Below are 14,452 nucleotides of genomic sequence, written 5' to 3' on the forward strand. Positions count from 1 at the left end.
CCCCCTACACCTTCAAACATGCCACAAAATGAGTGCCGTTATCAGTATTAAATGCCGGTTTTTGTGTACTACAACGTTCATCTGCCAACGGACATCTTGTACGGAAGACACAACCTGAAGGCGGGTTAATCGGAGAAGGAAGATCGCCTTCTAACAGCTGAATATTTTTATTTCGTTCCAATTTGGGAGCGGGAATCGGTACCGCAGACATTAGCGCTTTGGTGTAAGGGTGCTTAGTGTGATTGTATACCTCATCATCACTTCCCAATCCGCACGAATTCTCAGGGGGACAATGTCAGCGTATTGGTATTGCCCGTGCATTAATTATTGAGCCGAAAATGATTATTTGTGATGAGCCAGTTTCCGCATTGGATGTATCTATTCAAGCCCAAGTGGTGAATTTGTTGAAATCATTACAAGAAGAAATGGGACTGTCGCTGATTTTTATTGCCCATGATCTTGCAGTGGTAAAACATATTTCCGACCGTGTATTGGTGATGTATTTAGGCAACGCCATGGAATTGGGAAGTGATGATGAAGTGTATCATCACACTAAACACCCTTATACCAAAGCTTTGATGTCTGCTGTACCGATTCCCGCTCCCAAATTGGAACGAAATAAAAATATTCAGCTGTTAGAAGGCGATCTTCCTTCTCCGATTAACCCGCCTTCAGGTTGTGTCTTCCGTACAAGATGTCCGTTGGCAGATGAACGTTGTAGTACACAAAAACCGGCATTTAATACTGATAACGGCACTCATTTTGTGGCATGTTTGAAGGTGTAGGGGGAATAAAAAGGGAGAGGCAATCCCCTTATTTTGTTTTTTGGGCTATGTTCAATATGAATATTTTGGATTTAAAGCGTTATCAGATGTCTATTTGGAAGAGGGTATTCCTCATCTGGATATGGTGAGAAAATGGGAATAACTTGCAAGGGTTGATAACTCTATATTTTCCCTAAGTAACTATGTTAGTATTCATCACTTTTTTACAATACATAAGGAACTTTTATGAAAAAGACCGCACTTTTCTTGGCTTTAGGGCTAATCACTTCGACTTCTTTTGCCAAAGTTGGTGATACATTTAATACTCAGCAGGCGGAGCCGTTTAGCGGTAAAGTCTTAGTAGAGGGGTTGCAAAGCCCGTGGGATATGGCGATTGACCGGAACGGGCAGCTTTGGGTCACGGAAGTAGGTGGCAATATTTTATTAGTGGATGCGGAAACTGGCAAACACCAAGTGATTCATCATTTTGATGATGTGGTAAACGGTGGACAACAGCAAGGGTTGTTAGGTTTAACGCTCGATCCGAATTTTTTATCAGGCAAAGGGGACAATATACTTTATGCTGCCTATGCGTATAAAGGAAAAGACGGTCAAGAACATACTAAAATCGTCAAACTCACTTTGGATAAAAACGCCCGTAACGTGGAAAAAACGGAGATTGTGTTAGATAACCTGGCTTCTTTCACCGATCACCAAGGTGGTCGCCTGCGTTTAGGACCGGACGGAAAACTTTACTATACTATCGGTAATCAAGGCGCTAACCAATATTCCCGTACTTGCTATGCGGATCGTGCGCAACGCTTACCGACCCAACAAGAGGTGGATAACAAAGATTTTGCTGCTTATGAAGGAAAAACTTTGCGTTTCAATATTGATGGTTCGATTCCCGAAGATAATCCGGTCATTAATGGCGTGAGAAGCCATGTTTATACCTATGGACATCGTAATCCACAGGGCATTGTATTTGTAGGCGATAAGTTATTCCAAGAAGAACAAGGTCCGGGGTCTGATGATGAAGTGAATTTATTAGAAGCCGGTGCGAACTATGGTTGGCCACACGTGGCAGGTTATCCAGATAATCAAAATTATGTTTATACCAGTTACGCGACAGCAGACAAATGTAATACTTTACCGGAAACCATCGGCGATACGAAATTTGAAACCTCAGGTGGGGAAGCGCCAAATAAAATGGTGGCGCAAAAAGAGACCGATTTTAAACAGGAAGAAAATTATCGTAATCCGCTAAAAACTTTCTTCACCGTACGTAATGGACATAATATGTTCGATCCGAATTGTCCGGATTCCAGTTATTTATGTTGGCCAACTGCGGCACTTTCAAGCATTGCTTACTATCCGAAAGACGGCAAAGTGAAAGAGTGGCGTAATTCTATTTTAGTATCAGGGCTGAAAAGTGGCGGAATTTATCGTATGCCATTGAATGGTAACAGTGATGATGTTCAAGGTGAACTCTACAAACATTTCACCAGCCCGAATCGCTACCGTAATGTGGAAGTCAACCACGATGGTAGCAAAATTTACGTGATGACTGATACAGCAGGCGCTTCACTTGGATTGGACAGCAAACAAAACATGCAAATGCAAAACTCAGGCGCAATTTTGGTATTTGAGGCGAAATAAGACCGGTAATCCGCACCTTGAGTGTTGAAGGTGCAGATTTTTATTGGTCAGAGATGAAAGAGGGGTGGAATAGTCTATCTTTGATATAGCAAAATTGTTTATTGATATTACTATCTTTCCCTATTAATAAATCAAGAAAAGTGGTGCTTTACTTGGGTACACCGCGCAATAGTGGTACCGGCTCGTAGGGGGCGGTGGAAGTTGGTGCTGGAATATCGTTAAACAATAAAATAAATGGCTTTGGTGGGACAATACGTTCATTTCGCCATAAGCTTCCTATTCCAACAAGTTGAATATCTGAGGGGAGATGTTGTAAGCCTTGTTTGAGAACGGCTACCGTATTTTTCCGAGGATGCCCGATAGCGATAGCTGTGCCGTGTTTTCTCGCATATTGAATAGCGGCTTGAAACTGGCGCTGTACATCAGAAAATTCATTACTATCATCTAAGAAAATATGACGATCAAGTGAACGTACACCTTGTTCTTTAGCGATTTTTCCGGCAACGGAACGCCCGATTGTTCGGCTATCTAAAAAGAACAAACGTTGTTCATGAAGTGCACTCATAAGGTGGCGCATTAGTGTGCTGTCTGCAGTGGCGGCACTCCCCATGTGGTTATTCATTCCTATCGCATAGTTCACGATATTTTTAGCCGCTTGAACACGTTGTATGACTTGTTCTGCTGACATACCTAAATGTAGTCCGCCTTCTTCAATTTTCGTTTGCCCTATGGGTTGCATAGGCATATGAATCAGAATATCACGCCCTTGATTTTTGGCTTCTTGGTTACGGGCTTTGGCGTAGGGGGCTACGGGGATAATCGCCACAGAGATTTCACGAGGCATTGAAAAAATTGCTGCATCTTCTTTAGGATGGTAGCCCACATCATCAATGACGATGGCGAGTTTGCTTTGCGCAATGGCTAAAGTTGAGAAAAGTGCGGTAGAAAAAAGAGTGAAATTTTTGATCGCATTTTTTAATGAAACATTCATTATTTTATCCACCCTGCCGGATTGACCGGAACACCCTTACGGCTGATACCAAAATACAATGCCGGACGGGAGACTTCACCAGTATTGCCCACCTGTGCAATGGTTTGTCCGGCTGAAACAAGTTGATTTGGTTTAACGAAAACCGCTTGATTGAAACCATATAAACTTAGATCGCTATCCCCGTGTTTGATAATCACCATATATCCGTAGCCGTTAAGTTGACCCGCTAGAATGACCCGACCGTTGGCAATAGCCCGTACGGGCGTACCGTTTGGAGCGCTAATGACCATCCCCTTCCAGCGGGCTTCACCGGCTTGAGTGGAGCCAAATGCGTATAGCGTTGAACCGTTTACCGGTTTACTATACTGACGTTTAGCCGAACCTAAACCATTGGTACTATTCATTAGCTGACGCTCTTGTACCGTAGGTTTATAGGGTTTAGCGGTGCGTTTTTCTTCCGCTTGTTTACGTTGTGTCAAAGCCTCCCGCTCACGTTGTTCTTGTTGGCGGGCTGCTTGTTCTGCACGTTGAATTTCTTGGCGTAATGCCGTTTCATTAGCACGTAAACGTTCTAATTTATTTTGATCCTTATTAATATTTCTATTTATTTCATTTAATGTAGATTGGCGTTCACGTTGAACTTTTTCTAATTCTTGTTGCTGCTTTTTTTGCGTTGATAGTTGATCTTTATGGCTTTGTTGTTGCCCTAAAATAGCTTCTTTTTGTTTTACAATCTGTGCTTGTGTCGCTTGCAGATGATGAATCATCTCAATGCGTGTTTGATTTAAATGCTCATAGTACACCTTCATTCGAGCCGCTTTTTGGGCATCTTCCGATAGCATTCTTTCTAACACGGAGGGATTTAATCCCGAACGATAAATCACATCAATTTGCTTGGCAAGTTTTGCTTTTTGCTCGCGTTCTTGTTTTTCTAATTGTTTGATTTGTTTATCTGCTTCTGAAATTTGTTTACGAATCTCTTTAAGGCTGAGTTCTGTTTCGCGCAATTTGCCTACGACGGAATTAATTTGGCTTTCTTGATTTTTTAGGGTGGATTGGAGCTTTGCCTGCTCACGTTTTTGTTCGGCAAGTTTAGATTCTTGTTGTTTGATTTGTTGTTGAATTTGGTTGAGATCGGCACCTTGGCTATTGGCTGAAAACAACAACGCCGCACAATAAAAAAGTGCGGTTAAAATCGATGATGTTTTTGGGCGGAAGAGAAAAAGCGACATAATTCATCCTAATTCACAAAACTGCGCAAATCTTATCATATTTGTTGAAAGGCGAAAAAGTTTCGCTCGGATTTTTTGCGGAAGATCAGGAAATCCTGCCTTTTTGCTTTTAAACAAAGGGATTTTTTGCTATAAAGTGCGCATTCTTTTTTAGTTAAAATATGAGGAGATCCCCATGGAATTAGTATTCATTCGTCACGGTTTTAGTGAATGGAATGCGAAAAATTTATTCACCGGTTGGCGTGATGTTAATTTAACCGAACGTGGTGTGGAAGAGGCTAAAGCGGCAGGTAAAAAATTATTAGATGCAGGCTATGAATTTGATATTGCGTTTACTTCAGTATTAACCCGAGCGATTAAAACTTGTAATATCGTGTTGGAAGAATCGCATCAGTTATGGATTCCTCAAGTGAAAAACTGGCGTTTAAATGAGCGTCATTATGGTGCATTACAAGGCTTGGATAAAAAAGCAACGGCAGAACAATATGGTGATGAACAAGTACATATTTGGCGCCGTTCTTATGATATTTCCCCGCCGGATTTAGATCCAAAAGATCCAAATTCTGCACACAATGACCGTCGTTATGCAAATCTTCCATCTGATGTGGTGCCAAATGCAGAGAACTTAAAACTTACCCTAGAACGCGCGCTTCCATTCTGGGAAGATCAAATTGCACCGGCAATGCTTTCCGGTAAACGTGTTTTGGTTGTGGCACATGGTAACTCCCTTCGTGCGTTGGCAAAACATATTATCGGTATTTCTGATGAAGAAATTATGGATTTTGAAATTCCGACCGGTCAGCCGTTAGTATTAAAACTTGACGACAAATTAAACTATGTAGAACATTACTACCTTTAATTTTTAATTTGATTAAAAGTGCGGTTAATTTTAGCCGCACTTTTTGTTTAAGGAGATGTTAATGAACAACTTAATCCGTATTTTTTTGCTTTTATTGGCTTTTGTGACCACGACAGTGATGGCTGTGCCGGCTCATCATACCCCGAAACAAAGGGTTCAGCAGAGTAAAAAATTACCAGTAAAAAATGTAGAGAAAAAAGCCAAGGACAAGAAGGTCGCGAGTAAAAAAACAGTACAGAAAAAATCAACCTTAAAATCGGAGAAAAATACGGTTAAAAAGCAAACTATCGCAAATAAAAAAAGTACGAAATCACAAGGACAAAAAACAGCTCAAAAAGAGATAAAGAAATCGAATAAGAACAATAAAACGCAGCAAAGTGTGGTGGAGAAAGATACTAAAAATGAGGTGTCGAAATCTATGCCACTTAGCCAAGCTAAAAAAAACGTCATTGCGCCGAAATGCCAAGATAGTCAGGTGATGAAGGTTCTTTCTGACGCATTTAAACAACAAGGCAAGGCGACAGGCACACCAATGACGGTAAAACAAACGAGCCAAACTCGTGAAACGCAATATTATCCACAACAAGGTATTCGTAGTTGTTATGCATTAGTGGAAACCAATGGAAAAAAATATCAAACGAATTACAGCGTAATTTTAAATGAAAATGGATTTTTTGTTCAGGTAGAAAACGCGCAAGCAATGTTTTGATCGTTAAAGAGACAGGGGGGTTATTTTCCCAAGGATCTCTACTAAAAAATCAGCCACTATCCTCACTTTTTTTGAATGGCGAACATCTTGGTGCATAACCAAATACATAGGGGAATTAAATGAACCTAATTCTTCAATTTGAACAAGATTTGATGTCTTAGCATAGCAATCTGGTAATAATCCAATACCGATTTGTTGGCTAATCGCGGTTTTCATTAATTGGAAATCATTACAAGCAAATATGATTGGTCTATTATATAGCTGGGTTTTTAACCAATTGCTATGCTCTCCACTTAAATTTAAACTAAGATATTGCCATTGGTTTGGCGAGTTATCAGAAAGATATTGAGGATGGGCATACCAATTGTAAACAACGTCATGTAGGCGTTTGGCGACTAAATCATTTTGTTGTGGCTTAGCGATGCGTAAGGCGATATCTGCCTGACGTTGGTGTAAATTACTGATATTTGTCTCGCTTTGTAGAATTAATCGAATATTCTGAAAGCGTTGATAAAATTCCCTCAGTTTTAGACTTAGCACGCCTTTGGCGACAAATGGTGGTGCAGAGACAACCACTTCTCTTAACAGCTGTTTATGATCTTTTGCTGCTTGGGTAAATTGTTGAATATTAAGCTGTAATTTTTTTGCTTCATGATATAGGTGCTTCCCCTCATCTGTCAGCAAATAACGTTTGTTGATGCGATTAAATAAATGTATCTCAAGTTGTTTTTCTAAACGCTCAATTCGACGGGAAACCGTGGAATGTTCTACTTCAAGTACATTTGCCGCTGCGGTTAGAGTCTGTTTTTCAACTAACAGGATGAAATAATGCAGATCGTTCCAGTCTAAGTTCATTTTATTGTGTATAAATAAACAATGTTGTGCATTTTATGTATTTTATTGAACATAAGCAAGAAGTAAACTGCGGCGTGTTTTACAAAACGGGAACTTAAAATGAAGAAAATCAAAATTGAAGTGTACTCGGATTATGCTTGTCCATTTTGTTATATAGGCAAGCGTTATTTAGAGCAAGCATTAGCGCAATTTGAATATGCAGAAAACGTGGAAATCATTCATAAAGCTTATGAATTATATCCACAAGTGGGAAGTGAAGTAACAGGTACAACACAAGAGCGTATTGAATGGAAATACCATAAAACTGCAGAGGAAGCTCTTGAGATGATTCGCAATATTGAGAGTTTAGCAATACGAGCAGGGATTGCGATGAATTATGAAAACACTCAAAACACAAACACGTTTACCGCTCATCGTTTGGCAAAATTTACTGAAAGAAAAGGTAAAGGTGAGGAAATGCATGAACGCTTGATGAAAGCCTATTTTGTTGAGAATCTTCCCCTCGCAGATTGTGAAAATTTAGTGAGATTGGCGGCTGATATTGGTCTGAACGAAACGGAGGTAATGGAATTTCTAGATGATGATTTACTGTCTGATGAGGTATGCAGCGATGAAGAACAAGCCAAACAAATTGGTGTAGAAGCCGTACCATTTTTTATGATTAATGGTGAAATTTCTGTGCTGGGCTCACAACCACCCGAACAATTCTTATTACTGCTTGAGCAAATATATCAAGCTAATAATACTCAATTTGCTCAAGGGGTAAGTTGTGGGATTGACGGATGTCATTAATATATAAATTTTCAATATGAGGAAAGGACATATGAATAAAAAATTAGTCAGTTTATTCACCGGTACGGTACTTGCCGTGTCTATGAGTGCGGCATTCGCTTCACCAATCTACACGCCCGCTAAAAATATTGTTCCCATGCAATTAACCCAAGTCCCTGGTTACTATCGAGTGATGTTGGGAGATTTTGAAGTAACCGCATTATATGATGGTACCGCTTCTTTAGATTCGGCTTTGTTTGCTAATTATAGCAGACTTAGCCAAGAAGAATTAGAGGCGATGATTAATCATGAGTTTTCCCCTCGTACTTCCACTGGCGGGGTTGATACGGCGATTATTGCTTTTTTAATCAATACCGGAGAGAACTTAATTTTGGTGGATGCGGGTAAAGGTGATGTGCAAGCGCCGATTTTTATTGATGAAAAAGGTATATTGCTTCAAAGTCTTGAAGCTGCTGGATATAAAGCTGAACAGATTGATATCATTCTACCTACTCATATGCACGCTGATCATTTCAGTGGTGTCACGTTAAATGGCAAAATGGTCTTTCCTAATGCAACGATTTATTTATCTAATCAAGAAAAATCTTTTTGGCTGGATACCGCAATGGATAAAATCTCAGAGAATGCCAAGCCTTTTGTACAATGGTCTCGTGATGCCGCCGCCCCCTATTTAAAAGCGAATAAGGTGAAATTTTATAATGCCGGTGATGAAGTGATTCCAAATGTGAAATCTATTCCATTATTTGGCCATACACCAGGGCATAGTGGTTTCATTTTCGAATCAAAAGGCAAAAAAATGCTTGTATGGGGAGATTTAATGCACAACCACGCCATTCAAATGAAACACCCTGAAGTCGCTGTTGACTTTGATGCGGATTCCATTTCAGCACGTAAAAGCCGTATGAATATGCTACCTGAAATTGTGAAAGACAAAATGTTGGTTGCGGGAGCACATTTACCCTTCCCCGGATTAGGACATTTGAAAGCAGAAAGAGAAGGAGGGTATCGTTGGATCCCTGTTGAATATCGTATTTTTCGTAAAAATTAACTAAATTTTGACCGCATTTCTGCCATTGAAAAAGGAAAAGTGCGGTCATTTTATGAGGTGTTGTTTTATGCTATTTCACCAATATCGGGGAGAATGGATACTGTTTATAGCAACAATTGCCGCGGCACTGGGTTGGCTATTTTCAAAAAATGCTATTACCGAATTACCTGCCGTTGCCTTTGTGAGTTTGCGTTTTTCCGCTGCCGCATTAATTTTTCTTCCCTTTGCTTGGAAACAATTATGTGGTCTCAATACACAACAATGGAAACAAAGCATGTTAGTCGGATTTTCTTTTAGCTTATATTTATTTTGTTGGGTGCTGGGCATAAAGTTTACTACCGAATTAGGAAAGGGGGCATTTCTATTAAGCTTGGCAATGCTTGCTGCCCCATTGATTGCATGGGGTATTTACAAACAACGTCCTATCATACAATTTTGGTTTGCATTACCTGTTGCGGTCATCGGAATGTATTTCTTGGCGTCGGGTGGGGGCGATTCTAGCGAAAGTGTTCAACTTGATACGCTATTCTTTTTGCTCACAGCACTTTGGGCGGCTATTCAATTTGTGCTTAATCGCCATTACGCTCAATTTGTTCCGGTATTAGCGCTGACAACAATTCAGCTTAGTATGGTTGGGGCTTTTTGTGGCATCTATTCATTCATGGTTGAATCAATTCCAACACAAATTGGCTCAAACACTTGGATATGGCTAGGCTTAAGTATTTTGATTGGTACAAATCTTCGTTTTTTCCTTCAAACCTTAGGGCAAAAGCTGAGTGATATGGGTAACGGTGCATTGATCATGATTCTAGAACCTGTATGGACAATGTTGCTTAGTGTGATTTTTATGGCAGAAGTGATGAGTATATCTAAAATTATCGGCTGTATTTTTATTTTAATGGCATTAGTTCTATATCGATTGAATATTAATGGCATTCGACAATTAATCAATCGTTATAGATAGATTTTTCAATAAGAATACTCTGGAATCCAGGGTTGCTAGCATTGATACTGGCTGAGTTTGAGGCAGAAAAATAATTCCTCAATTTCCCTTTTAGATAATTCTCGATATTTGCCATTTGGTAGCCCTTCAATGGAAAATTTTCCTATGGCGTAACGAACCAAACGCAGTGTTGGGAAACCAATGTGGGCAGTCATTCGTCTCACTTGGCGATTTCGCCCCTCAGTGATTTTTATCTCTAACCAAGAGGTGGGAATGGATTTTCGTTCACGGATAGGTGGCGTGCGAGCCCATAAATTGGGGGCAGGAATCAACCGCACTTTTGCCGGTTTTGTCATGCCATCTTTAAGTTGGATACCTTGACGCAAAGGGATGAGGTCTTGCTCATTGGGTTCACCCTCTACTTGAACCCAGTAGGTTTTTTCGGTTTTAAAGTGAGGATCTGCAAGGCGATGTTGTAATTCCCCATTATTGGTGAGAATGAGTAAGCCTTCACTATCTCTATCCAATCGTCCCGCGGCATAAATATGGGGAATTGGAATAAAATGCTTGAGTGTTGCCCGCTCATTCTCATCTGTGAATTGGCTGAGCACATTGAAAGGTTTGTTGAAAAGAATGACTTGGGTTTGTGCGATTTTTTTCGCGCTTGAGTATTGAGTTTTTGGCAAGGTAAAGGAAACGCCAACGTTCTTTTTGTTGGCGTTTTTACGTGCGCAGATTTTGTTCATCATTAGTGATTCTTGTGGCTAGTGCTGTATAAAATTTTATCGGTATATGCTAAAGCAATGGCTGATACAAGAAAACCAAGATGGAGTAATAATTCCCACATAATCGTTTTTTCCGGAATTTTTGCCGCATTGACAAAAGTTTGAAGCAAATGAATGGATGAAATGCTGATAATTGACATGGAAAGTTTAACTTTGAGCACGGTGGCATTAACATGGCTCATCCATTCAGGTTGATCGGGGTGATTACGGGTTCTTAATTTGGACACAAAAATCTCATAGCCGCCAAGTGTGACCATCACTAATAGATTGGCAATCATCACCACATCAATCAAATTTAAGACCGCTAACATAATAGTTTCGGAATCCATTTCATTAACATGAGTAATCAAGTGCCAAAGGGATTTCATAAATTTATAGGCATAAATTCCCTGTACGACAATGAGCCCTAAATAAATGGGTAATTGTAGCCAACGACTGCTAAAAATCATCTTACCGAGTGTACTGGATTGCTCATTATATTTTGTATAGGGATCGGGTTGAGGTTTTTGTTGTTCCATTTTTCTTTCCTAACATGGTTTATCAATAAATAAAAAGTCGCCAAAAAATAGCAACCATTTTTACAAATGGCAATATAGCGATTATTTTTTTTCTTGAGAGATTAGAGTTAAACGGCTTAAATCTACGTCATTATTTAATAATTCTACGCTCGGCATGATCTTGTTGGCTTTGGCGGATAAATCCTTAAAGCGCTCCACTTTACCAACTAAGCCTTGCTGTCCCACTAACGCGGTTACAGTACTGTTATATTGATTGCTGACAGTTGATAGAGTATTACCTAATTTATTCAAACGTTCTGCGACTAAGCAAATTTGGTTATAAATTTCTCCTGCCTTTTCGGCTATTTCTTTAGCTTCCGCATTGCCTCGCTCAATACGCCATAGGTTGGCGACTGTACGCAGAATTGGCATTAAGGTTGTGTGCGACACCAGAATGACGTTTTTTTCATAACCATAATTAAAGAGGTTGGCATCCAGTTTTAATGCCTCAATATAGGCCGGTTCAACAGCGATAAACATCAGTACAAAATTTGGGCTACGTATACCGATTAAATTATTGTAATCCTTTTTGTTTAGATCATCTATGTGATTTTTTAAGGCTTTAATATGTTCTCGAAGTAAACGCTCACGCTCAAAATCATCCTCAGAATTGACCGCACTTTCATAGGCGATGAGGGACATTTTGCTGTCAATAATGAGGTGTTTTTCATCGGGTAAATTCAGTACAAAATCAGGATAATTCCGTCCGCCTTGTTCATCTTTAAAATGGGCTTGTGCACTGTAATGTACGTTTTCAACCAGACCGGCAAGCTGTAATGCCCGTTCTAATTGCACCTCTCCCCAATTACCAAGCGTTTTCTTTTCACCTTTTAATGCAGAGGTTAAATTATTCGCTTCTTGCGACATATTTAAGCCGATTTCCAATACTTTCTTAATTTCTGCTTCTAAACCGGCATTGCCTTTTAGTGATTCCGAATGGATTTCGTTCACCCGTTTTTGGAAACCTTCAATTTGCTCACGGAAAGGTTTAAGCAAGGTTTCCAAGGCCGTTTGGTTAGTTTGATTAAAAGACCGACTTTTTTCATCCAAAATACGATTGGCGAGATTTTGAAATTCAATACCGAGTTGCTGTTTCGATTGCTCAATATTTTGCTGCTGTTCAGCAAAATGTTTTTCTTTTTCTGCCAAAGTGGTTTTCAAACCGGTCAGTTCTTGAGAAAGTGCGGTCAATTTTTCCGTTAAATTTTGTTGCTCTTGTTCTTTACGCAAGAGATGGCTCTGGCTTTGTTGTAGTTGGCTTTGTAAACTCTCAGCCTGTGCAGAGGCTATACCAAAATGTTCTTTCAATGCAGTGAGCTGCGTGGCGATTTGTTCATTGCGAGCCTGCTCTTCATCTAATTCTTTGGCAAGGTAAGAAATTTTTTCATCACGCTCGTTTAATCGAATTTGTAGCCCTTCGCTTTCTGTTTGGGATTTCACCGCTCGCTGTTCCAAAAGATTTTTTTGTTGATTGAGCAAATCAAAACGCTCGGCAAGTTGGTTAAAATCATGATTAGTTTTATTCAAATCTTGTTGTAATTCTTGAACATCACGCATACGGCGAGCCAGTAGAAAAAAGAGAATAATAAGAATAAAAAGCGATATGCCAAGAAGTGTAAGAAAAGAGGGGGTTATCCACATTGTCATAAATAAATCTCAAAATTTTTGCGGATTTTATCATATAGGAAGACGTCACTAGAATAGAAAACTGACCACCCTTTATTTAATTTTAGAGACAATATTGGTATAGCCGATTTATTCGTAAAATTTCATTATTTTATTGATACTATAAAACTGACGCTTGGGAACAGAGGAAGTTGGGGGAGTTAGCTAAAGTTACAATTGGAGAATTTGTTATTAAAACGAAGCAGCGTCCTGACAGTCCGTATCCTGTTTATAATGGAGGAACTTCTTATACGGGATTCTATGATTATTTTAATAATGATGGAAATAAAATTATCGTTAGTGCTAGAGGGGCAAATGCAGGGTTTGTTAATTTAGTTAAAGGTAAATATTGGGCTGGAAATAGTTGCTATTCAATTGATCTTAGTGATAAAAATTATAATCTTGAATTTGTATATAACTTTATGAAGTATAGACAAAATTTATTTGTTGATTTTCAACAAGCAGCCAATATTCCATCAGTATCTAAAAAAGATGTGGAAAATTTCATAATTTTTTATCCTAAATTGCCACAAGAACAACAAAAAATCGGCACATTTTTCACCGCACTTGACCGCTACATCACCATTCATCAGCATAAGTGATGTAATGTAAAATTAACTTAAATTTGACAATGAACGCATAACAAGATCAATATCTCGATTTTCCAATTCTTGAATAATATGCAAATAGGTTTTTTGCGTTGTTGTCATATTTGAATGTCCTAATCGCCTAGCAACACTGGCAATAGAAACCCCAGCAAATAAGAGCAATGAGGCATGAGTATGACGGAGACCATGCAACGAAATAATCGGAACATTCGCTTTTTTACATCGGCGAGTCAGAATGTCATTCACGGTGGAATTAAAAATCTTTTGCTTAACAAAAATTGGCTGATCTTCAGGCATATCTTTAATTAAATCTGAAAATTGAATAATAGTTTTCCAATCAAGTGGAATTTTACGCACTGAGGAGCGATTTTTTGTAGGTAAGAAACCGCCCCCCTCTTTATAATTCCATGTCTTATTAATTGACAATGTTTGATGTGAAAAATCAAAATCTTTCGGAGTGATAGCGAGTGCTTCAGAAAAGCGCATTCCTGTTTTAGCAATCAATAAAATAAACCAATCCCAATTAAGTTCTTTTGTTAAATTTAACTTTGTAATTAGGGTATGTAATTCAAATTGATTTAAATATTTAGGCTTTTTTACCCGAGGCGGGCGACCTTTAATAATCGCTTTTCGGGTAGGATCTCTACTTAATAGTCCTTCATCAACAGCATCTAAAATGGCTCCTTTTAACTGATGATGAAAATCCATAGTCGTTTGCCGTTCATGGTAGCGAGCGTAATCATTGAGTAATTTTTGATAAGTTATACGATTAAGATCACATAATAATAACTTAGGAATGAGCCGTTTGAGCCACTCTAACGTCAGAAGATATTTCGACATCGTCACTTTTCTGATCGCCCCCTCCTTATAAATATGAATCCAATGTGAATAGTATTGATGGAATAGCTCTTGATTTGAAGTAACCTCATTCATAATGAATCTCCTATAAGAATATATTTCACTTATGCTGATGAATGGTGATGTA

Annotated in this window: 14 protein-coding genes and 2 pseudogenes; 8 read left to right on the forward strand and 8 right to left on the reverse strand. The window is 39.0% G+C overall.

Annotation, left to right across the window (positions count from 1 at the left end; genetic code table 11):
- Positions 1-4: 4 nt before the first annotated feature.
- A complete protein-coding gene (locus BKK54_RS09990; protein WP_432213699.1) occupies positions 5-211 on the reverse strand; it encodes an oligopeptide/dipeptide ABC transporter ATP-binding protein in 207 nt (68 codons plus the stop codon).
- Positions 212-266: 55 nt separating this feature from the next.
- Between BKK54_RS09990 and BKK54_RS09995 the strand changes: the two are divergent.
- Positions 267-785 (forward strand): annotated as a pseudogene (locus BKK54_RS09995) (oligopeptide/dipeptide ABC transporter ATP-binding protein); the annotation flags it as partial.
- A 225-nt stretch (positions 786-1,010) separates the two neighbouring features.
- Positions 1,011-2,423 (forward strand): glucose/sorbosone family PQQ-dependent dehydrogenase, encoded by a 1,413-nt coding sequence (locus BKK54_RS10000; protein ID WP_077542935.1) that lies wholly within the window; start codon positions 1,011-1,013, stop codon positions 2,421-2,423.
- 148 nt (positions 2,424-2,571) lie between these two features.
- Here BKK54_RS10000 and BKK54_RS10005 read toward each other — a convergent pair whose 3' ends face one another.
- Both BKK54_RS10005 and envC read right to left on the reverse strand, forming a co-directional pair.
- Complete coding sequence (locus BKK54_RS10005) at positions 2,572-3,414, reverse strand: divergent polysaccharide deacetylase family protein (protein ID WP_077542936.1); 843 nt, start codon at positions 3,412-3,414, stop codon at positions 2,572-2,574.
- On the reverse strand, positions 3,414-4,646 hold the full coding sequence (gene envC, locus BKK54_RS10010) for a murein hydrolase activator EnvC (RefSeq protein ID WP_077542937.1): 1,233 nt from the start codon (positions 4,644-4,646) through the stop codon (positions 3,414-3,416). Before envC ends, BKK54_RS10005 begins: the two co-directional genes overlap by 1 nt.
- 175 nt (positions 4,647-4,821) lie before the next feature.
- Here envC and BKK54_RS10015 point away from each other — a divergent pair, with 175 nt between their 5' ends.
- On the forward strand, positions 4,822-5,505 hold the full coding sequence (locus tag BKK54_RS10015; RefSeq protein ID WP_077542938.1) for a 2,3-diphosphoglycerate-dependent phosphoglycerate mutase: 684 nt from the start codon (positions 4,822-4,824) through the stop codon (positions 5,503-5,505).
- Positions 5,506-5,566: 61 nt separating this feature from the next.
- Positions 5,567-6,214, forward strand: coding sequence for a hypothetical protein (locus BKK54_RS10020; protein ID WP_077542939.1), 648 nt, complete (start codon positions 5,567-5,569; stop codon positions 6,212-6,214).
- Positions 6,215-6,217: 3 nt separating this feature from the next.
- Here BKK54_RS10020 and BKK54_RS10025 read toward each other — a convergent pair whose 3' ends face one another.
- Positions 6,218-7,069, reverse strand: coding sequence for a LysR family transcriptional regulator (locus BKK54_RS10025; RefSeq protein ID WP_077542940.1), 852 nt, complete (start codon positions 7,067-7,069; stop codon positions 6,218-6,220).
- A gap of 99 nt (positions 7,070-7,168) precedes the next feature.
- Between BKK54_RS10025 and BKK54_RS10030 the strand changes: the two genes are divergently transcribed.
- From BKK54_RS10030 to BKK54_RS10040, 3 genes are all read left to right on the forward strand, one after another.
- On the forward strand, positions 7,169-7,861 hold the full coding sequence (locus BKK54_RS10030; protein ID WP_347876296.1) for a DsbA family oxidoreductase: 693 nt from the start codon (positions 7,169-7,171) through the stop codon (positions 7,859-7,861).
- A gap of 31 nt (positions 7,862-7,892) precedes the next feature.
- Positions 7,893-8,909, forward strand: a complete 1,017-nt coding sequence (locus BKK54_RS10035) for an MBL fold metallo-hydrolase (RefSeq protein ID WP_077542941.1) — start codon at positions 7,893-7,895, stop codon at positions 8,907-8,909.
- 67 nt (positions 8,910-8,976) lie between these two features.
- On the forward strand, positions 8,977-9,873 hold the full coding sequence (locus tag BKK54_RS10040) for a DMT family transporter (protein ID WP_077542942.1): 897 nt from the start codon (positions 8,977-8,979) through the stop codon (positions 9,871-9,873).
- Between the two features lie 35 nt (positions 9,874-9,908).
- On the opposite strand, the gene BKK54_RS10045 is transcribed toward BKK54_RS10040, so the two are convergent.
- The 3 genes from BKK54_RS10045 to rmuC all read right to left on the reverse strand — a co-directional run bounded on the left by BKK54_RS10045 (position 9,909) and on the right by rmuC (position 12,835).
- The gene (locus BKK54_RS10045) at positions 9,909-10,601 is read right to left on the reverse strand and encodes a pseudouridine synthase (protein WP_077542943.1); all 693 of its coding nucleotides are present in this window, start codon (positions 10,599-10,601) and stop codon (positions 9,909-9,911) included.
- Positions 10,601-11,155 (reverse strand): TIGR00645 family protein, encoded by a 555-nt coding sequence (locus BKK54_RS10050; protein WP_077542944.1) that lies wholly within the window; start codon positions 11,153-11,155, stop codon positions 10,601-10,603. The genes BKK54_RS10045 and BKK54_RS10050 overlap by 1 nt, the downstream gene beginning before the upstream one ends.
- An 81-nt stretch (positions 11,156-11,236) precedes the next feature.
- The gene (gene rmuC, locus BKK54_RS10055) at positions 11,237-12,835 is read right to left on the reverse strand and encodes a DNA recombination protein RmuC (protein WP_432213700.1); all 1,599 of its coding nucleotides are present in this window, start codon (positions 12,833-12,835) and stop codon (positions 11,237-11,239) included.
- A 170-nt stretch (positions 12,836-13,005) separates the two neighbouring features.
- Here rmuC and BKK54_RS10060 point away from each other — a divergent pair.
- Positions 13,006-13,461, forward strand: a pseudogene (locus BKK54_RS10060) (restriction endonuclease subunit S); the annotation flags it as partial.
- 12 nt (positions 13,462-13,473) lie between these two features.
- On the opposite strand, the gene BKK54_RS10065 reads toward BKK54_RS10060, so the two are convergent.
- Positions 13,474-14,400 (reverse strand): site-specific integrase, encoded by a 927-nt coding sequence (locus tag BKK54_RS10065; protein ID WP_077542947.1) that lies wholly within the window; start codon positions 14,398-14,400, stop codon positions 13,474-13,476.
- Between the last annotated feature and the right edge of the window lie 52 nt (positions 14,401-14,452).

The sequence above is a fragment of the Rodentibacter genomosp. 1 genome, assembly GCF_001999285.1.
In the GTDB taxonomy this organism is placed as follows: Bacteria; Pseudomonadota; Gammaproteobacteria; order Enterobacterales; family Pasteurellaceae; genus Rodentibacter.